This is a genomic window from Leisingera sp., from assembly GCF_982940295.1.
The window spans coordinates 62,289-80,196 of sequence record NZ_CEYXRG010000015.1 but is presented as its reverse complement, the minus strand read 5'-3'; the positions used below and the strand labels follow the sequence as shown (position 1 = coordinate 80,196).

Below are 17,908 nucleotides of genomic sequence, written 5' to 3'. Positions count from 1 at the left end.
TCAGATCCTCAAAAGTGTTTCCATAAGTTCGTCGACCACGGTGAGCACGCGGGCGTTGGCGGCATAGTACTTCTCAACCAGCATCAAATTCTGCAGCTCCGCGTCGGTGTCGACACCCAGCGCCAGTTCCGCTTGGCTCAGCTCGTTGAAACTGGTTGCGGCAAAAGTTGATGCACGCGAGGCGGTTTCGTTATCCTGTGCAAACCGCGACAGCAGGTTCGCGCTTAGAGTCGCAGCTGTCATGTCTGCGGTCCCAAGTCCGACAGAGGACACCGTACGGGTGGTGTTCAGCGTGTCGGAATAGGCCTGCAGCAAACTGGAATCGCCAGGATCGCCGGGGCCGGCTGCATAAAGGCCATCGCGGAACCGCCAAGTCTCACCGGTGCCGTCCAAAGCCACCAGATCATTCAGCTCAATCCGGTTGGATATTCCGACGAAATTCGACGGGTCGTAGAAGGCCCCATCATCAGTGAAAATACCTGCGTCCGTGACCCCGATGCTGGCATCCAGTGCCGGGTCCTGGAAACGCTCGATAAGATCGGCGGCCATGGCGTCCAGATCCTCCTGAGCCTCGACCGCGGTCACATCACGGATTTCGAACTGCGCGGTCAGGGTACCGCCGCGCAGCGGACCATCCGGGCTGGTGTCGATTGTTTTACCGTTGACTTGGAGGCCGGAAATCATGCCGTTGCCCAATGTCATGTGCGGCATGATATCGCGCGAAGGCGTGAAGCTCAGCTCAGACGCCTTGTGATCCAGCAGCATCACTCCGCCGGTCGAATACAGGGTTACTTGGCCGTTGTCGCGGCGGACAACATTGACCGGAATAATCCCGTTCACCTGGTCAATCAGCTGGTCACGCTGGTCATGCATTGCCACGGCGTCCATGCCGCCTGCTTCCACCACCATAATCCGCGCGTTGAGCTTCTCGATCTCTTTCAGTGCCTGGTTCACCGTATTGACCTGGCTGCCGATCGCACTGTCCGCATTGATCCGCAGGTCGCGCAGCCCTTCAGCCGTGCGCGATATCGAGTCTGCCAAGGAGTTGGCCTTGACCGCAAGGTCGTTCAGACGGGGTTGCGAGTCCGGTCTCGAGACCGCTTCGATCAGCGAAGATTCGAAGTCCGAGAGCTGCGCGGCCAGTGACATCCCGTCATCAACAGTGCCCACCAGATCGGACATCCGGCCGAAAAAATCGGCCTCCGCCTTGGCGGCCCCGTATTCCGCTTCGGCAACCCGGCGGTTGGAGATCAGCACCGGATCATTCATGCGTTGGACGTTGCCGGTCTGGACACCGGGAACGCCCACGCCCGGGCTGTTCAGATCCAGAACCCGGCGCGTGTAGCCCGGGGTCAGCGCGTTGGCCAGGTTTTCAGAGACCACTTGCGAGGACCGGCCGGCCGCGGTCAGCCCGCTCATCGCGCTGTTAAGGGCGGTGTAAAGAGACATGTTCAGCCTGCTTTCGTGAAGCCAATGTCAGGGAGCATCAAGCGCTTTAGCGCTTGATGTTGGTGGTTTCCTGCAGCATCTCGTCAACGGTCTGGATTACCTTGGCGTTAGACGAATAGGCCCGCTGGGTCTGGATCATGTCGGTCAGCTCTGTCGCCACGTCGACCGCCGATTCCTCCTGTGCGTAACCCAGGATTTCTCCAGTCGGCCCGTCACCGGCATCCCACAGGTAAAACGCCCCGGAATCGTCAGTCGGCTTGTAGGTCTGGCTGTCCAGCGCCCGCATGCCGTTGATGTTGGAGACATCCGCCAGCGGAACCTTGTAGATGACCTTCGTATCGCCGGAGTCATAGGCGGCAATCACCTCACCGGAGGCGTTGACCTCAACCGAAACGAAGGAACCGACTGCCGTACCGTCCTTCTCAGTCGTGCCAGGCACGAATTCGTCGCCCAGCTGGCTCATCCCGTTCTGTTCGCCGATGACACCGATGTTGATCTCGACCGGGCCGCCCGCAACGTTGATGGTCACCGAGCCGGCGGTTCCGTCGTAGGCACCCCCGGTTACGGTCGCTACGCTTTGAAGCGTGCCGGCCGACGATGCGCTGTCATCGAATGTCAGTGTGTATTCGCCGATGACCGTTGCGCCTGTCGCGGAGTCCACGATTTGCATTGTCCATTCGTTCGTACCGGTGGTAGCCGGCAGCGTTGCAACCGTGGGCGTATAGGTGATCGTCAGCTCTTCGGAGCGGCCCATGTTGTCGTAATACTGTACCACCTGTTCGACAACGGCGCCGGAGGCACCCGGATCGGTTTCGGCGGCGGGCAAGTTTGCCGTCAGGCTGATTTCCGTTGTTGGTTCCGCCGACAGCCTGTTGAGGTCGATCCGGACGGGTTCAAGGCCGTCGCTGGTATCGCGGGCCGCATCCGGAACCGTGCCGTCAGCCAGCGCGGGCCAGCCCATCAGGACCAGGCCTGAATCCGTCGACAGATACCCGTTGGAATCAGTCCGGAAAGAGCCGGTGCTGGTCAGCATCATAGACGGGCTGCCGCCAGCCTCCACCTCAGTGATCGAGGCCACCGGCAGCATGCCGCGGCCGCGCACTGCCAGATCGGTGGCGTTGTTGGTCGAAACCAGCGGGCCGCGCTCGTCGATAAGCCGGACGTTGGTCGCGCGCACACCACCCGCAGAATAAGTGCCGCCGGAACCGGACAAGACCATGGAATGGAAATCGGTCTGGACCCGCTTGTAGCCGCGGGTCGAGGAGTTGGCGATGTTGTCGGAAATGGAAGCCAACCGGCTGGCGTTGGCGCTCAATCCTGAAACGCCCGCGTTCAGCGACGAAGAAATGGTCATAGCACGCCTTTCTGCTGCATCTAATCATTCTGGTTGCAACAGCTAGCGCAGGAGCGATTAACGGGCGGCTAACAGATAAAATATGACCTATCTGTCAGCCGCCTGCCTCAATGTTTTCAGGGACTTATTCCCGCAAAAAGATGATCTCGATCCGGTCGTTGCGAGCGGCCATGGGATTTCCGACGGCCAGCTTACGGTCGGCATGCCCAGTCACCCTGTAAACGCGGCCCGCGGCCAGACCGCCCGATTCGAGCAGCGTGCGCGTCTTGTCCGCCCGCGCGTGGGACAACTCCCAAACCGGATTCTTCGCGAGAACAACCGGGTGGGACCGGATATGGCCGCCGATAGCGACATTGCTGGTCACGCTTTCCGAGACCCGCGCAATCATTCTGACCAGATCCCTGAACAGCGGTTCCGGTTCCGCCTGGTCCTGTTTGAACAGGGGCATGTCCTCGGTGGCGAACAACTCGATGATCAGCCCTTCGTCGGTGACCCGGGTCACGATATGGCGGGACATTGCGACCGACACCATGCTCTCGCCGCCGCGCCCGGACAGCTGTTCCTCGATTGCGCGGAACTTGGAATCCTCTTCCTCGCGATTCTCGTTGGACTCAACCCCGGTTTCACCCTGCGCCTGCTGGGCATCCATCGGGTTGATATCCGTTGCCCCAGTACCAGACTGCGGTTTGATTTCTTCGGTGAACATGCTGTCACCTTGAAACGCACCATTGCCGCCGCCGGAAACCCGGCTCAGCGGAATCGAAGGCGAGAAGTAATCCGCCAGCCCTTTGCGTTGTTTTTCCGTCGTCGCGTTCAGCAGCCACATCAGCATAAAGAAGGCCATCATCGCGGTCACGAAGTCGGCATAGGCCACCTTCCACGCGCCACCGTGATGGCCATCGCCACCACTGACTTTTTTCTTCTTGATGATAATGGGCGCCACATTGCTCTGTGCGCTCATATCCACCACCACTATTTTCACCCATCCCTGAAATAGCAGGCGGCGCGTTAAACGAGCCTTAACAATTAAATTTGCCGGCAGTTCCTTCCTAAACCGCTTCGTTGATCACGCAGCCTTGGCCAAGTTCTACAGCGGCAAATCCTGCATGTTAAAAACCTCTTATCTTGCCATCAAGAATTCATATCGAAGGTTGATAAGGGACAAACACCTGTACAGCGCGCGGCGCTAGGGTCTCCTCAACACAGCACATTGAACACTGAAAGGAGATCATCATGCTGACCCGCAGAGCCGCACTGATGGGGGCAGCCGGCGCAGCAGCGCTGCCTGTACTGGCCAAAGCCGCAAAGGCCGAGAGCACATCCGTCCACGAGGCCGCGGCGCCTGTGGACCTGTCCAGCCTCAAGCGCATCAAGCGCGAGCTGGTTGCACCGCCCTTCGTGCATGAACACGAGCAAATCGCCCCGGGTGCCCCCCGCATCGTCGAATTCGAGATGAAGATCATCGAAAAGGAGATCGAGGTCGACCAGGGCGCCTACCTTCAGGGGATGACCTTTGACGGCTCCATCCCAGGTCCGATGATGGTGGTGCATGAGGGCGACTATGTCGAACTCACCCTTATCAACCCGCCGGAAAACATGCTGCAGCACAACATCGACTTCCACGCAGCCACCGGCGCCCTGGGCGGCGGCGCGCTGACCCTGGTGAACCCGGGCGAGAAAACCGTGCTGCGCTTCAAGGCCACCCGCCCCGGCACCTTTGTCTACCACTGCGCGCCGGGCGGCCCCATGATCCCCTGGCACGTCGCCTCGGGCATGGCCGGCACCATCATGGTGCTGCCGCGCGAAGGGCTGTCGGACCACAACGGCAACCCGGTGAAATACGACCGCGTCTATTACATCGGCGAAAACGAGTTTTACATTCCAAAGGACGAAAACGGCGACTACATCCGCTATGAGGACGTGGGTGAAAGTTATCCCGATACGCTGGAAGTCATGAACGGGCTGATCCCCAGCCATGTCGTGTTCAACGGTGCTGTTGGCGCGCTGACCGGTGAGAACGCCATGAAGGCGAAGCAGGGCGAGAAAGTGCTGTTCGTGCACAGCCAGGCCAACCGCGACAGCCGTCCGCACCTGATCGGCGGTCACGGCGACCTGGTCTGGGAAGCCGGTAAGTTCAACAACGTGCCGGACCGGGATCTGGAAACCTGGTTCATCCGCGGCGGTTCGGCCGGGGCAGCGCTCTATGAGTTCCTGCAGCCGGGTGTCTATGCCTACGTGAACCACAACCTGATCGAGGCGGTGAACCTCGGCGCAACCGCGCATGTGGTGGTCGAGGGTGAATGGAACAACGACCTGATGGAACAGGTGGTCGCCCCGACCGAGTACTCCGGCGCCTGACCTCCGGCCGGAAGCAAAACTGGACAGGGCGGCCGCAGCACGCGGCCGCCCGTTTTTGCCTTGAGGGGACACAAACATGAAAGTTGAGCTGATTGCTGCCGGGCTAGCTGCCGCCGTTGGCTTGCCGGGGCTTTGGTATTCCACTGCCAGGGAACCGGTACCGCAGGCCGAAACCGTGTCCGTCGCAAAAGGCACGATTGCGTACCGCCCGATCGGAAACTTTCACCGCAACGGCAAAAGCGTGGTGCCGCCGGAACAGCAGCGGCCTGTTGCGGCGTTTGAAATCATGAAACACCAGGTCTCAGGCGCGGAATATGCGGCCTGCGTGGCAGCGGGCGCCTGCAAGGACGCGGACAGCAACCCGGCAGAGGGCAGCCAGCCGCAAACCCATGTCAGCTGGCATGACGCCACCGCCTATGCTCGATGGTACTCCAAAAAGACCGGCGAGAGCTGGCGGCTGCCGGATGAAGCCGAATGGCAGCTCGCTGCGGCCGAGATTTTCGGGGACGAAGCGGTTGAGACCGATGGCGGCGACCCCGCCCAGCGCTGGCTGCGCCAATACGCCCGCGGCGTCACATTGCGCGGATTGCCGGGACCGGCTCAGGATCCCAAGAGCGAGCCCGGCGCGAACAGCAACGGGCTGACCGGCCTTGGCGGCAACATCTGGGAATGGACCGGCGGCTGCATGCAAAACGGCGAGGTGAACAAGGACGGCAGTGTAGAGCTAGGCGACCCCTACTGCAGCGCCCGCATCACCGGCGGCCGCCACCGGGCGGTGGTGATCGATTTCATCCGGGATGCCAGCGTCGGCGGCTGCGCCGTCGGGCTGCCGCCGGATTATCTGGGATTCCGACTGGTGAAAGACGGCTGACGCCAGGAAAAAGGGGCGTACTCCCGCGTCCGCAGGTGCCCCGGCTGCGCCAGAAATCCTTCGCGGCCTTGGGCCCGGCAGCTGCGCTGCCTGTCCCGTCAATAGCCGTTCAAAGACACGCCTGCCTTAAACGGCTCTTCCGATTATTGGCCGGTCATACCCGCCTCTAAGGCAAACCGCACCAAGGCGCTGCACCTGCAGTCCCTAACCCGGTGCTGGCGAGCGGAGCCCGGTGATGAGGATGGCCGCGCTGTGCGCCAGCACAGCGCCACGCCCAACTGTGAGGGGCCTCCGGCAGGAGGCTCTTGAACAGGCGGGAGCACGCCGCTCCCGGTTCAGGACGCCCTGCTGTAACGCACACCTTCGGGCACATGTGCATCGAAGCTGCTGGCAATGATCCGGGTCAGCGGACGGCCCTCGGGCAGGATCTCCAGCGCTTCCGCGTCCAAGCTCACCAGATCGCCAAAGCGGGCCGCGATCTGCGCCAGATCTGCATCCAAGCTTGCCGCCAGATCCCCAAAGCGCTGCCGCAGCTCTGCCCGGTCCAGCCGGAACTCGCACATCAGCATCTCGATGGCACGGCCGCGCAGCAGGTCCTCCTGGCTCATCACATGGCCGCGCGCGCCAGTAAGCTGCCCGGCCTCAACCCGCTGCACATAGGCAGGCGTTGCGGCGGCATTCTGGATGTAGCCCCCGGCAAAGCGGGAGATCGAGGACGCACCGAACCCGATAAGCGTCGGGCAAGTGTCGTCCGTGTAGCCTTGGAAATTGCGCCGCAGATGGCCGGTTCGGGCCGCCGCCTCCAGCCCGTCGCCGGGTTTGGCGAAATGGTCGATGCCAATCGCGGCAAAGCCCGCCTTCGCAAATTTCTCCGCCGCCAGCCCGGCCAGATGATACCGCGCCAGATCGCCAGGCAGTGTCTCTTCTTTTATCAGCTTTTGCCGCTTGGCCACCCACGGGACATGCGCGTACCCGAACAGCGCCAGCCGGTCGGGGTTCAGGCTCAGCACCTTCTCCACCGTGTCCGCCATCCGCGCCTGCGTCTGGTGCGGCAGCCCATAGACCAGATCGGCATTCAGCGAATTGATCCCCGCCGCGCGCAGATCCTCGACACAAGCCCTGGTCACCTCAAACGGCTGCGCCCGCCCGATCGCCTGCTGCACCAGCGGGTCAAAGTCCTGAATACCGATGCTGGCCCGGTTCATACCTTCCGCCGCCAGCGCCGCGATCTTGTCCCGGTCAACCATGGTCGGGTCAATCTCCACCGAGAACTCCCAGTCATGGGTGTGCGGGAACACTGCCTTCACCGCCTGTGCCAGCCGGTGGATCAAGTGCGGAGGCAGGATGGTCGGCGTACCGCCGCCCCAATGCATCCGCCCCATCCGCAAGCCCTTGGGCAGAAGCGGCGCCACCAGCTTCAGCTCCTGCTCCAGCGTGCCGATATAGCTCTCCACCGGGCTCAGCGTCTGGGTGCCTTGAGTGCGGCAGGCGCAGAACCAGCACAGCCGCTCGCAGAACGGGATATGCAGGTAAACCGAAACCGGCACATCCGGATCCAGAGCCTGCAGCTCGCGGGCCTGCTCCGCGGCACCAACGGCTGCAGAAAACACCGGCGCGGTCGGATAAGAGGTGTAGCGGGGCACCCGGCTGTCGAACAGTCCAAGGGCTTGGAGGCGGTCAATCTGTTTCATGACTTTCCTATGCCCCTTTTGCGAATCCGCCACTTTGCGCAGGATCAAACCGGCACCCGGAATTCCTCAAAGGCAAAAATCCGGCCGGCCCCTTCAAAGCACTGGATTCACTTGGGAAAACAATCATCAGGCAGATGATCAGGAAATTCGCCAAAGACTCACATTTTCCGTTTGACGCTGCTCGCGACTCCCCTTATACGCCCCCTCACGACACCTGCCCAGGTGGCGGAATTGGTAGACGCGCTAGCTTCAGGTGCTAGTGTCCGTATGGACGTGGAGGTTCGAGTCCTCTCCTGGGCACCATTCCCCCTTATTGGAAATCTGCACGCTCCATCGCGGTCTTTGCGCGATCCGGAAAGCTTGAGCGCCGGCCGTTTCCGGCAGACGCAGGGGCAGACCTCAGGCCGCCTGATAGTGCGGAGCCGTTGCCAGGAACCGGCCATAGGCGCTGGCATCCGGCGGCGCGAATTGCTCCACGAATGGATTAGACCGCTTCCACTGCGTTGCCCCCATATCCATCAGCAGCTCATCGAAGTGCTTGAAATGGAACGGTGCCGAGCACAGACCGCCATAGATCTGCGCCGCCGGACGCTCCTTGCGCCGCCAATCGAGCATCATCTGAATATTGTTCTCCATCTCTGCCCGCGAAGGCTGCCGCGCCAGCTTCCCGTCGGCATAGCGGACCAGCCAGTTCGCCACCATCTCCGCCGACAGGATCGTGCAGAAGCTCGAGTTGAAACCGACAAAGCCCATCTCAGGCAGGTCCGGATTCACCGCCAGGCGGTAGGTCCGGTACTGGCCGTCCGCCTCGATCAGCTTGTCCAGATGCCGCTGCGCCAGATAGGGAATACCCAGCTTCCAACCGACCGCCGAGATCACCAGATCAGCGCCGATTCGCTCACCATTTTCTAGCACAATTTCGTCACCGTCATAATGCGAGAAGGTGGTGCGGTGCGGCAGGATCGAGCCGTCCTTGAAGCCTTCGAACAGTCCCGGCGTGACGATGGGTACCGAGCAGGAGACATCCTTTTCGATCGGAATATCGGGCACCATGTCCCACTTCTTCAGCCCCAGCTGCAGCTTCAAAAGCGTCTCTAATCCACGGAAATTGGCCCAGATCAGCGGCTTGGCCAAACCATAGAAGGCCTTGTGCAGCCAGCTGCGGCCCCAGCCGTTGAACTGCACCTCCTGCGCCCGCATGTAGAGCAGCTTCTTGAAGTTGATGCCGCCAACAAAATACGGCACCCGCCAGACATTCTGCCGGTAAACCAGATGCACCTGCCTGGCGCCGTTCTGCGCCGCATTCACCGCCACGTCGGTCGCGGATTTGGAGCCGCCCAGCACCACAACCCGCTTCCCGCGCGCATGTTCGGGATCCAGATACTCAGAGGAGTGCATCACCTCCCCGCCCTGCGCGGTGAAGGCCTCCTGCCCGGGATGGGTAAGGATGTTCTTTTCGGAAAACTGCCCGGTGCAGACTACGGCAAAATCCACGTCCTGCGCCCGGGTCTCGCCACCCGCCTCAATCACCAGCCGCCAGCCCGGCTGACCGTCCGGGCGCCGGTCCATCTCCAACACATTGGTGTTCAGATGGAACAGCCGGTGCAGATCGTGCTTGTCCGCATAGGAATGCAGATAGGCGTGCACCTGCGGCCCCTTGGGCCATTCCGGGTAATCATCCGGCATCGGATGGTCGGTATAGCAGTACAGGTCCTTGGGCGATTGCGTCTGCACCCCGGGGTAGGAACGCGACGGCTCCCACACCCCGCCCAGATCGTGGCTGCGTTCGAAGCCTAGAACCTGATGCCCCTTTTCGGCAAAGGCCTTGGCCGCAGCCAGCCCGCTTACCCCGCCGCCGATTACGGCAACCGTCTTGCGTTTCACCATGTCCGCCTCCCTTATTCCGACGGCGGCGGCAGGAAATCGACCTCGTGCAATGCCGACAGCCGCACCAGCTCTTCCGGATCAGTCACCCCGTCCAGCGCAGAGAACAGCTCGAACAGCTTGCGCGACGGCGCCACCCCGAAAACGCAGGTAGCCTCTGCTCCTGAACGGTTGAAGATGCCATGCGCCACCCCCATCGGCATCCGCACCGTGTCGCCCGGCCCGGCCTGGTAAACCTCACCGCCGAACTCGACGTCCAGCGTGCCTTCCAGCATGGTGATCCACTCATCCTGGGTGGGGTGCACATGCGGCGGCACAAAGGTTCCGTCCGGAATGACCGCGTGCCAGATAAATGCGTTCTCGCTGTGCAGCTTGGGCGTATAGGTGTGCCCGACGACATTCCAGGACAAGCCCTCCAGCCCGCCGGCCGCCTTGGTGATTCCCTGATCCAGAGCCATAGTTTCCTCCCTTATCGCTCATTCATTGAGCCTAGGTGCAGCAGTGGAAAAGGATTATCCAGAATGCGCAAAATAGCGCAGACGCGCGCGATTGCCTGATTTCAGAACCGTGTTAGGCTGCGCGGATGACCCGGCAGCAGCCATCACAGAAGCACGAGCCTTTGCGCGCGTGGCGGCAATTTAACAGCCGCGACCTTGACGAGGCCCGCGCGCTGGTGGCGCAGAAATTCTGCGACCACCGCCTGCGGCCTGCCGGCAGGACCCGTGGCTTCGGCACCCGCCACAATCATGTGCCCGGGGGCAGCCTGTCTCTCAATTACCTGAGCTATGGCTCCGCCGTGCAGATCGACCCCGGTGAACTGAGGGACTTCTATCTGGTGCAAATGCCCCTCTGCGGCACCGCCCAAGTCGCCAACGGCGCCGCAGCGGTGGACTCGCACACCGGTCAGGCCACCGTTCTCAACCCGACCCGGGCAACCCGGATGACCTGGCACGCCGACTGCCAGATGCTGCTTCTGCAAATCGACCGGGACGCACTGCACGGGTTAGCCGAGCGTGCAGCCGGGCTGCCACTGTCCGAGCCGGTGGTCTTTGACACTGCGGCACCGCTCGGCACCGGGCCTCTGCAGAGCTGGACCCGGCAATTCATCGCCTGCGTCCGCGCCACCGACGCCCGGGCCGGTTTCGGCCACTGGAGCGCGCTGCAGCAGCAGGTGATCGAGGAGCAGCTGATCCTCGGCCTGCTGACCCACCAGCAAAGCAATATCCGCCATCTTTTGTCCCCTCGCGCGCCCCAAGGCAGCAGCCTCCAGATCCGCCGTGCGCAGGACTTTATCCACGCTAATGCGGCTGAGCCGCTGACTGTCACTGCCATTGCCGCCGCGGCCGGCTGCAGCATCCGCACCCTGCAAGCCGGGTTCCGCCAGCATTTCGGCCTGACCCCGGTGGAATACCTGCGCGACCTGCGGCTGGATCTGGCCCGCTACCTGCTGCTGTCCCGCCCTGCCGGGACGCCGGTCAGCAGCATCGCATATGACAGCGGCTTTTCCCACCTGGGCCGGTTTTCCCAGCTTTACCGCGCGCGCTTTGGCGAGCTACCCAGCACCACCCGCGCGGCGTCCGGCTTTCCGGAACCATCCTCTTGATCATAATCTCCCGGACACGCCAAGTTTGCTTGGCGGGCGCATCCAGCTTCCGGTAGCGTCGCTGGAACCAACAAAGGTCGGCCGGCCAAGGAATTCAAAAGTGAATCCACGGATTTTCGATTGCAGAAATTGGCGACCCCGGCAGGATTCGAACCTGCAACCTGCCCCTTAGGAGGGGGCTGCTCTATCCAGTTGAGCCACGGGGCCGCGCGTGTTTACGCGATAGCAAATCCATCCTGCGATCACAATGGGATGGACCGTGCCAGCAGCTGTTTTGCCGCGCGCAGTTTCCATTGTGCAGCAGCAGATGTCTGCGCTAACCTGAATGCAGCAGTAACAAGAGGCTCAATAACGTGACAACGGACAGCAAGCGCCCGCTCACCCTTCGCGATGTATCAGAGGCGACCGGTGTTTCCGAAATGACCGTGAGCCGCGTGCTGCGCAACCGCGGAGACGTGTCGGAGAAGACGCGCACCAAAGTGCTGAGCGCCGCCAAGGAACTGGGCTATGTGCCCAACAAGATTGCGGGTGCGCTGGCCTCGAACCGGGTGAATCTGGTTGCGGTGATTATCCCGTCGCTGTCCAACATGGTGTTCCCCGAGGTGCTGACCGGCATCAACAAGGTGCTGGAAAACACCGAGCTGCAGCCCGTTGTCGGCGTTACCGATTATCAGCCGGAAAAAGAGGAAAAGGTGCTGTACGAGATGCTCTCTTGGCGCCCCTCCGGCGTGATCATCGCAGGGCTGGAGCATACCGAAGCCGCCCGCGCCATGCTGAACAGCGCCGGCATCCCGGTGGTGGAGATCATGGACACCGACGGCAAACCGGTAGATGCGATGGTCGGCATTTCCCACCGGCGTGCGGGGCGTGAGATGGCCAAGGCGATCCTCAAGGCGGGATACCGCCACATCGGCTTCATGGGCACCAAGATGCCGCTCGACCACCGCGCCCGCAAACGCTTCGAAGGCTTTACCGAGGCGCTGGCCAAGGAAGGTGTGGAGATCGAGGACCGCGAATTTTATTCCGGCGGCTCGGCCCTGGCCAAGGGGCGCGAGATGACCCAAGCCATGCTGGAACGTTCGCCGGAGCTGGATTTCCTCTATTATTCCAACGACATGATCGGTGCAGGCGGTTTGTTGTACCTGTTGGATCAGGGCATCGACGTGCCCGGCCAAATCGGCCTTGCCGGTTTCAACGGCGTGGAGCTGCTGCAGGGGCTGCCGCGCAAGCTTGCCACCATGGATGCCTGCCGCCTGGAAATCGGCCGCAAGGCGGCTGAGATCATTGCCGCGCAGCTGGAGGATCCGGACGCGGAGATCGAGACTCACGTAACACTGACCCCGACCATCTCTTTTGGCGATACGCTGAAACGGCGCTGATGGCGCTGCGGCGGCTTGGCAACCAAAGCGCGCGGCGGCTGTTCCTGGACCGCCACGCGCTGCTGGAAAAGCCCGCGGGTCCAGCCAAAGGCCAGGATCTGCTGGACCTGATCCAGCAGCTGGGGTTCGTGCAGCTCGACAGCATCAACACTGTCGCGCGCGCCCATGACGTGATCCTCTATTCCCGTCGGCCGGGCTACCGGGCGCAAAACCTCAAACGGCTTTACGAGCTGGACCGCGGGCTGTTTGAGCATTGGACCCATGACGCCGCGATGATCCCGATGGCGTTTTACCCGCACTGGCATCTCAGGTTTCAACGCGACACCGAGCTCTTGCGCAAACGCTGGCGCAACTGGCGGCGCGACGGGTTCGAGGCGCAGTTTGAAACCGTCTTGAACCACGTCCGCGATCACGGGCCGGTCAGCTCTTCCGACGTTGGCAAGGACGAGAAAAAGGGCTCAGGCGGCTGGTGGGACTGGCACCCGTCCAAAACCGCGCTGGAATACCTCTGGCGTTCTGGTGCGCTGACGGTGGTGGGGCGTGAGGGGTTTCAGAAACGTTATGACCTGACGGAGCGGGTGATCGAGGAGCAACTGCGTCCCGGTGCCCGCTGCGATGAGGCGGCGACGGTCAACTGGCTGTGCTCTGCCGCCTTGGACCGGCTGGGCTTTGCCACATCGGGAGAGCTCGCCGCCTTCTGGGACACGGCCTCTCCGGCGGAAGCCAAGGCCTGGTGTGTGGAACAGCTGCGTCGGGGCGAGCTGGAAGAGATCGAAATTGAGCAGGCGGTCGGCAACCTGCGCAAGGTGTTCAGCCGTCCTGGCACCATCGAAGCAGCGGCGGATCTTGGTCCGGCGCCGGGCCGGATGCGGGTCCTCAGCCCCTTCGACCCGGCCCTGCGCGACCGTAAGCGGGCTGAGCGCCTGTTCGGCTTCCACTACCGGATCGAGGTCTTCACCCCCGCCCCAAAACGGCAATACGGCTATTATGTCTTCCCGCTGATGGAGGGCGAACGCCTTGCGGGCCGCATCGACATGAAAGCAGACCGCGACGCAGACTTGCTGCGCGTGACCGCCGTCTGGCCGGAGAGGGGCGTGAAATGGGGCGCGGCCCGCATCAGGCGGCTGGAGGCGGAGCTGGACCGGGTGGCGCGGTTTGCAGGTGTCAGCGCGGTGGCGTTCTCTGATGGCTGGCTGCGCTGACCGGCCCTACTCGGGCCGCAGTTGCGCCTCGATCACCGCCCGGTAGTCTTCCGGTGCGGATTTGGCGGTGAAGGTCTCAGGGGCGATGAAGACACAGATAAATTTGCCCTCGAAACACAGCACCCCGTCCTGCCGTGCATTGACCCGGAAGGTCACCGACTTACTGCCCAAGGCAGCCGGCCAAACTTCGCACATCAGCCGGTGGCGGGGCGTGACAGGGGACCGGAAGTCGATGCTCATATGCACAAACGGTGTGCCGGTGCCGCGGTCCAGTTCCATCTGATACCAGCCGTCACCGTCCAGGTGATGCTCCCACCAGGCGTCGATCGCTTCCAAGGCAAAGGCAGGCAGCCGCCCGGTATAGGCAATCCGCGCCGGGTCGCAATCGCCCCAGCCCACACGGATTTCATAAACGAAAGCGTCGTACCCTGCCATTTCCTGCCGCCCTGCATATTTCTTCAATTGGATCCTACCGGCGCGAGTCCGCGGTATCAAACGGCACGGACCCTAAGCGCCGCTGCGTCAACAAACAGGCGCGGTAGCGGCACTGGATCAGATCCGGCAGCCAGCCCCCACCCGCGCGGGGCGGGAGAGGGCAGCGCGTTACTGCATCAGCATCAGCGGCAGCAGCGTGATGATCGGGAAGGCCACCAGGATGACCACCCGGATCAGGTCGGAGGCGACAAAGAACATGACCGCCTTGTAGGTGTCGATCATCTTGGTCTTGCGGTCCATCGCGTTGATGATGAACAGGTTCATGCCCACCGGCGGGGTAATCAGGCCCACCTCCACCACGATCAGCACCAGCACACCGAACCAGATAGCGACATATTCCGCCTCGATCCGGTTCACCCGGCCTTCGGTCACCCGGATGCCCAGCTCCTTCATCTGCTCACGGGTCAGCTCCGCCCCTGTGGCGATGGCATCCTGTATCGAGGCAAGCATTTCTGCCCCCATCCCCTCCGGCACGCCGGCCTTCAGCACCTCCATCGCCGCATCCGCCTGCATCGCGGGCAGGGACAGCAGACCAAAGTCCAAGGCAGAGATCACCGGGAAGAAGATCGGGATGGTCAGCAGGATCATCGAGAGCGAGTCCATCAGACAGCCGAACACCAGATAGAAGGCGAGGATCAGTGCCAGCACCATCCAGGGGCTGAGTCCCTGGCTGACAACCAGGTCCGCCAGTTCCTGCGGCACCTTGGTCAGTGCCAGGAACCCGTTGTAGAAGCCTGCGCCCAGCACGATGAAGAAGATCATCGCGGTGGAGCGCGCCGTCACCAGGAAACTGTCCGCCAGAGTCTCGCGGTTCAGCCCGCCGTTGGTCCAGGCGATGAACCCGGTGCCAAAGGCCCCCACGGCCGCGCCTTCGGTCGGGGTGAACCAGCCCAGGTAAATGCCGCCGACAACCAGACCAAACACCAGCAGCACCGGCCAGACATGGAACAGCGCGGCAAAGCGGTCACGCATCGGAACCGGCGGGCGGGTGCCCGCGCTTTCCGGGAACAGGCGGACGTAAATGGAAATCGCAATCACATAGCCCAATGCCGCCAGCAGGCCGGGGATGAAGGCCGACAGGAACAGCTTGGCAATGTTCTGCTCGGTCAGGATCGCATAGATCACCAGGACAACCGAGGGTGGGATCAGGATGCCCAGCGTGCCGCCTGCCGCCAGTGTCGCGGTCGAAAACCCGCCGGCATAGCCGTATTGCTTCAGCTCCGGCAATGCGACCCGGCCCATGGTGGCCGCGGTTGCCAGCGACGAGCCGCAGATCGCACCAAAACCCGCACAGGCGCCAATCGCTGCCATCGCGACCCCGCCCTTGCGGTGCCCCAGGAACCCTTCGGCCGCCTTGAACAGCGCTGTGGACATGCCGCCCAGCGTCGCGAAATGCCCCATCAGCAGGAACATCGGCACGATGGTCAGCGAATAGGAGGAAAAGGTGGTATAGGTCTCGCTTTTCAGCCGCCCGAATGCGACCTGCGTGCCATCCGTCACCCAGATCAGCCCGCCAAGGCCGACCAGGAACATCGAGAGCCCGATCGGCACCCGCAGAAAGATCAGAATCATCAAAACCGGAAAGGAGGCAATGCCAATTTCAAGAGCCGTCACTGTTCACCCTCCACGCCGTCCCAGATCAGGATCCGGCCGGTAAAGAATTCGATGGTGCGCACCGCACCCATGTAAGTGCCCACGATGGCCGCCACGACGGCTGCCACCAGGCTGATGGCGTAGGCCCACCAAATCGGAAATTCGAGCAGGAAGGAGGTCTCGCCATTGGAGTACTTGCCTGCAAGACCGTCCGCCAGCCGCCAGGCGATCAGCACCAGCACCGCGGCAAAGACAATTTCGGTCACCATCCGCAGAAACCGTTTCACACCGCGCGGAAACGCATTGGCCACCACATCGACCGAGGCATGGCCTGCCGTGATCTGGCACAACGGCAGAAAGGCGAAGATGGCAAAGGCCACACCGGCCTCAACCAGCTCGAAGTCGCCGTTCACCGGCCCGACCCAGCCCGTCATCCATTTCGAAAACCCTGGTGCAATCCGCTCCATCAAATCGCCATGGAAGAAACCGTTGAGCAAGCGCCCAGCGATCGAAACACATGTCAGAATGATCAGAAGAGTGAGGACCGCACCGCCCAGGTAGGCCATTGATTTGGCCAGCCGCATCATGAGCTTGTGCATGGTTCAGTTGCCTTGTTCCGGTATGCAAAGGGCCGCAGTGCCAATGCCGCGCGGCCCTTCACCTTTATCAATTCAAACGCCTTACTGGTACTGCGGCGTGTATTTCTCGATCAGCCCGCTGGCTTCCTCGATCAGCGCGGCACCGTCGATGCCTTTTTCCTTCATGTCAGCGATCCACTGGTCATAGATCGGCTGCGCACGTTCGCGCCAGATTGCTGTCTGGTCCTCGTCCAGGGTGATGACGTTGTTGCCCAGGTCCAGCGCCATCTCGCGCGAGGGGCCGTCCGAATCCGCCTGTGTGCCGCCGGCAAAGACCGAGAACTCCAGTCCGGAGTTGTCGTCGATGGCCTTCTTCAGGTCATCCGGCAGGCTCTCGTACTTCTCCTTGTTCATCGCCAGAACGAAGGTGAGAGTATAAAGCGCCTTGCCGGTGAACTCGGTGTGGTTCTCCACCAGCTCCGGAACCTTCAGCGCCGCGGTCACTTCCCACGGAATGGTGGTGCCGTCGATCACGCCCTTGGACAGGCCTTCCGGGATCGCCGGAACCGGCATCCCGACCGGGGTCGCGCCCAGCTCGGTCAGCAGCGCGTTGACCGAACGGCCGCCGCCGCGGATCTTCATGCCTTCCAGGTCTTCCGGAGTCTCCACCGGATCGGCGGTATGGATCATGCCCGGCCCATGCACCCAGGTGCCCAGGATCTTCACATCCTTGAACTCGGTGTCCTTCATGTGCTTGTCGAACATTTCCCAATAGGCATGCGACACGGCGCGTGCGTTGGTCATCATGAACGGCAGCTCAAACACCTCGGTCGAGGGGTAGCGGCCCGGGGTATAGCCCACCACGGTCCAGACGATGTCAGCGACGCCGTCAATGGCCTGGTCCATCAGCTCCGGCGGCTTGCCGCCCAGCTGCATCGACGGAAAGCGGTCAACCTTGATGCGCCCGCCCGAGGATTCCTCGACGTTGTCCGCCCAGACATCCAGGATCAGTTTCGGCACGTTCGCCTGCGCCGGCAGGAACTGGTGCAGCTTCAGTGTCACCTCCTGCGCAAATGCCGGTGCCGCGCAGAATGCTGCAACAGCTGCCGCGCCAACGGCGCCCAGTAGCTTTCTCCGAGTGGTCATATCGTCCTCCCTTTGACCTCATCCCTTGCCGGTTTCCCGCCTTCGCAACTTTGCTGCGGAAACCAGCGATTATCTTTCCGTTTCTGCCGTCAGAGCCCTGCAAAAGGTTCGTTTATCGAACCGGCTGCTTCTCTGCTATTAGGTGCGTTTGTAACCATCAACAGCAGATTATGCATTTTTTACTCATGAAATCTGCCTGCCGGCTCTTGCCGCAAGCAGATTCTCCGCTTGATATGTTACGAAGCTCCCGCAATCACATTCAAATTGATACATATTGAAACCACCGCAAAGCAACAATATTCGTT

The 17,908-nt window shown here is 61.9% G+C and carries 15 protein-coding genes and 2 tRNA genes; 6 read left to right on the top strand and 11 right to left on the bottom strand.

All coding sequences use genetic code 11. The annotated features are described in order from the left end of the window. From flgK to AC4HIX_RS14365, 3 genes are all read right to left on the bottom strand, one after another. Nucleotides 1-1,449, bottom strand: coding sequence for a flagellar hook-associated protein FlgK (flgK, locus tag AC4HIX_RS14375; protein ID WP_490399456.1), 1,449 nt, complete (start codon nt 1,447-1,449; stop codon nt 1-3). Between the two features lie 46 nt (nt 1,450-1,495). Continuing rightward, nucleotides 1,496-2,803 carry a flagellar hook protein FlgE gene (locus AC4HIX_RS14370; RefSeq protein WP_475048728.1) on the bottom strand — a complete coding sequence of 436 codons (1,308 nt, stop codon included), beginning with the start codon at nt 2,801-2,803 and terminating at the stop codon, nt 1,496-1,498. Between the two features lie 124 nt (nt 2,804-2,927). Continuing rightward, complete coding sequence (locus AC4HIX_RS14365; protein ID WP_490399455.1) at nt 2,928-3,764, bottom strand: flagellar motor protein MotB; 837 nt, start codon at nt 3,762-3,764, stop codon at nt 2,928-2,930. A gap of 272 nt (nt 3,765-4,036) precedes the next feature. On the opposite strand from AC4HIX_RS14365, the gene nirK reads away from it, so the two are divergent. Next, the gene (gene nirK, locus AC4HIX_RS14360; protein ID WP_475048725.1) at nt 4,037-5,161 is read left to right on the top strand and encodes a copper-containing nitrite reductase; all 1,125 of its coding nucleotides are present in this window, start codon (nt 4,037-4,039) and stop codon (nt 5,159-5,161) included. 76 nt (nt 5,162-5,237) lie between these two features. After that, on the top strand, nt 5,238-6,032 hold the full coding sequence (locus tag AC4HIX_RS14355; protein WP_490399454.1) for a formylglycine-generating enzyme family protein: 795 nt from the start codon (nt 5,238-5,240) through the stop codon (nt 6,030-6,032). Nucleotides 6,033-6,367: 335 nt separating this feature from the next. On the opposite strand, the gene hemN is transcribed toward AC4HIX_RS14355, so the two are convergent. Beyond that, on the bottom strand, nt 6,368-7,723 hold the full coding sequence (hemN, locus tag AC4HIX_RS14350; RefSeq protein WP_490399453.1) for an oxygen-independent coproporphyrinogen III oxidase: 1,356 nt from the start codon (nt 7,721-7,723) through the stop codon (nt 6,368-6,370). A gap of 216 nt (nt 7,724-7,939) precedes the next feature. On the opposite strand from hemN, the gene AC4HIX_RS14345 reads away from it, so the two are divergent. Continuing rightward, a tRNA-Leu gene (locus AC4HIX_RS14345) sits at nt 7,940-8,026 on the top strand. A gap of 96 nt (nt 8,027-8,122) precedes the next feature. Here AC4HIX_RS14345 and AC4HIX_RS14340 read toward each other — a convergent pair. Together AC4HIX_RS14340 and AC4HIX_RS14335 are read right to left on the bottom strand one after the other, a co-directional pair. Further along, on the bottom strand, nt 8,123-9,610 hold the full coding sequence (locus AC4HIX_RS14340) for a flavin-containing monooxygenase (RefSeq protein ID WP_490399452.1): 1,488 nt from the start codon (nt 9,608-9,610) through the stop codon (nt 8,123-8,125). 11 nt (nt 9,611-9,621) lie between these two features. After that, on the bottom strand, nt 9,622-10,065 hold the full coding sequence (locus AC4HIX_RS14335; protein WP_490399451.1) for a cupin domain-containing protein: 444 nt from the start codon (nt 10,063-10,065) through the stop codon (nt 9,622-9,624). 125 nt (nt 10,066-10,190) lie between these two features. Between AC4HIX_RS14335 and AC4HIX_RS14330 the strand changes: the two genes are divergently transcribed. Continuing rightward, a complete protein-coding gene (locus tag AC4HIX_RS14330) occupies nt 10,191-11,210 on the top strand; it encodes an AraC family transcriptional regulator (RefSeq protein WP_490399450.1) in 1,020 nt (339 codons plus the stop codon). A gap of 130 nt (nt 11,211-11,340) precedes the next feature. Here the strand turns inward: AC4HIX_RS14330 and AC4HIX_RS14325 are convergent. Then, nucleotides 11,341-11,417: transfer RNA gene (locus AC4HIX_RS14325), tRNA-Arg, on the bottom strand. Between the two features lie 146 nt (nt 11,418-11,563). Here AC4HIX_RS14325 and AC4HIX_RS14320 point away from each other — a divergent pair. Both AC4HIX_RS14320 and AC4HIX_RS14315 read left to right on the top strand, forming a co-directional pair. After that, entirely contained in the window at nt 11,564-12,589 is a 1,026-nt protein-coding gene (locus tag AC4HIX_RS14320; protein WP_490399449.1) for a LacI family DNA-binding transcriptional regulator, read from the top strand. After that, a complete protein-coding gene (locus AC4HIX_RS14315) occupies nt 12,589-13,791 on the top strand; it encodes a winged helix-turn-helix domain-containing protein (RefSeq protein ID WP_490399448.1) in 1,203 nt (400 codons plus the stop codon). The genes AC4HIX_RS14320 and AC4HIX_RS14315 overlap by 1 nt, the downstream gene beginning before the upstream one ends. Nucleotides 13,792-13,797: 6 nt before the next feature. On the opposite strand, the gene AC4HIX_RS14310 is transcribed toward AC4HIX_RS14315, so the two are convergent. The 4 genes from AC4HIX_RS14310 to AC4HIX_RS14295 all read right to left on the bottom strand — a co-directional run bounded on the left by AC4HIX_RS14310 (nt 13,798) and on the right by AC4HIX_RS14295 (nt 17,603). Beyond that, entirely contained in the window at nt 13,798-14,226 is a 429-nt protein-coding gene (locus tag AC4HIX_RS14310) for an acyl-CoA thioesterase (protein WP_490399447.1), read from the bottom strand. A 168-nt stretch (nt 14,227-14,394) separates the two neighbouring features. Then, entirely contained in the window at nt 14,395-15,900 is a 1,506-nt protein-coding gene (locus AC4HIX_RS14305) for a TRAP transporter large permease (protein ID WP_475048707.1), read from the bottom strand. Then, entirely contained in the window at nt 15,897-16,478 is a 582-nt protein-coding gene (locus tag AC4HIX_RS14300) for a TRAP transporter small permease (RefSeq protein WP_490399446.1), read from the bottom strand. The genes AC4HIX_RS14305 and AC4HIX_RS14300 overlap by 4 nt, the downstream gene beginning before the upstream one ends. A gap of 81 nt (nt 16,479-16,559) precedes the next feature. Next, nucleotides 16,560-17,603: a TRAP transporter substrate-binding protein gene (locus AC4HIX_RS14295; protein ID WP_490399445.1), complete on the bottom strand. Its 1,044-nt coding sequence runs from the start codon at nt 17,601-17,603 to the stop codon at nt 16,560-16,562. Nucleotides 17,604-17,908 lie beyond the last annotated feature (305 nt).

Excerpts from the sequence above, each read along its gene's own strand:
- flgK (WP_490399456.1), bottom strand. The coding sequence starts at position 1,449 with ATGTCTCTTTACACCGCCCTTAACAGCGCGATGAGCGGGCTGACCGCG.
- AC4HIX_RS14370 (WP_475048728.1), bottom strand. The coding sequence starts at position 2,803 with ATGACCATTTCTTCGTCGCTGAACGCGGGCGTTTCAGGATTGAGCGCC.
- AC4HIX_RS14365 (WP_490399455.1), bottom strand. The coding sequence starts at position 3,764 with ATGAGCGCACAGAGCAATGTGGCGCCCATTATCATCAAGAAGAAAAAA.
- nirK (WP_475048725.1), top strand. The coding sequence starts at position 4,037 with ATGCTGACCCGCAGAGCCGCACTGATGGGGGCAGCCGGCGCAGCAGCG.
- AC4HIX_RS14355 (WP_490399454.1), top strand. The coding sequence starts at position 5,238 with ATGAAAGTTGAGCTGATTGCTGCCGGGCTAGCTGCCGCCGTTGGCTTG.
- hemN (WP_490399453.1), bottom strand. The coding sequence starts at position 7,723 with ATGAAACAGATTGACCGCCTCCAAGCCCTTGGACTGTTCGACAGCCGG.
- AC4HIX_RS14340 (WP_490399452.1), bottom strand. The coding sequence starts at position 9,610 with ATGGTGAAACGCAAGACGGTTGCCGTAATCGGCGGCGGGGTAAGCGGG.
- AC4HIX_RS14335 (WP_490399451.1), bottom strand. The coding sequence starts at position 10,065 with ATGGCTCTGGATCAGGGAATCACCAAGGCGGCCGGCGGGCTGGAGGGC.
- AC4HIX_RS14330 (WP_490399450.1), top strand. The coding sequence starts at position 10,191 with ATGACCCGGCAGCAGCCATCACAGAAGCACGAGCCTTTGCGCGCGTGG.
- AC4HIX_RS14315 (WP_490399448.1), top strand. The coding sequence starts at position 12,589 with ATGGCGCTGCGGCGGCTTGGCAACCAAAGCGCGCGGCGGCTGTTCCTG.
- AC4HIX_RS14310 (WP_490399447.1), bottom strand. The coding sequence starts at position 14,226 with ATGGCAGGGTACGACGCTTTCGTTTATGAAATCCGTGTGGGCTGGGGC.
- AC4HIX_RS14300 (WP_490399446.1), bottom strand. The coding sequence starts at position 16,478 with ATGCACAAGCTCATGATGCGGCTGGCCAAATCAATGGCCTACCTGGGC.
- AC4HIX_RS14295 (WP_490399445.1), bottom strand. The coding sequence starts at position 17,603 with ATGACCACTCGGAGAAAGCTACTGGGCGCCGTTGGCGCGGCAGCTGTT.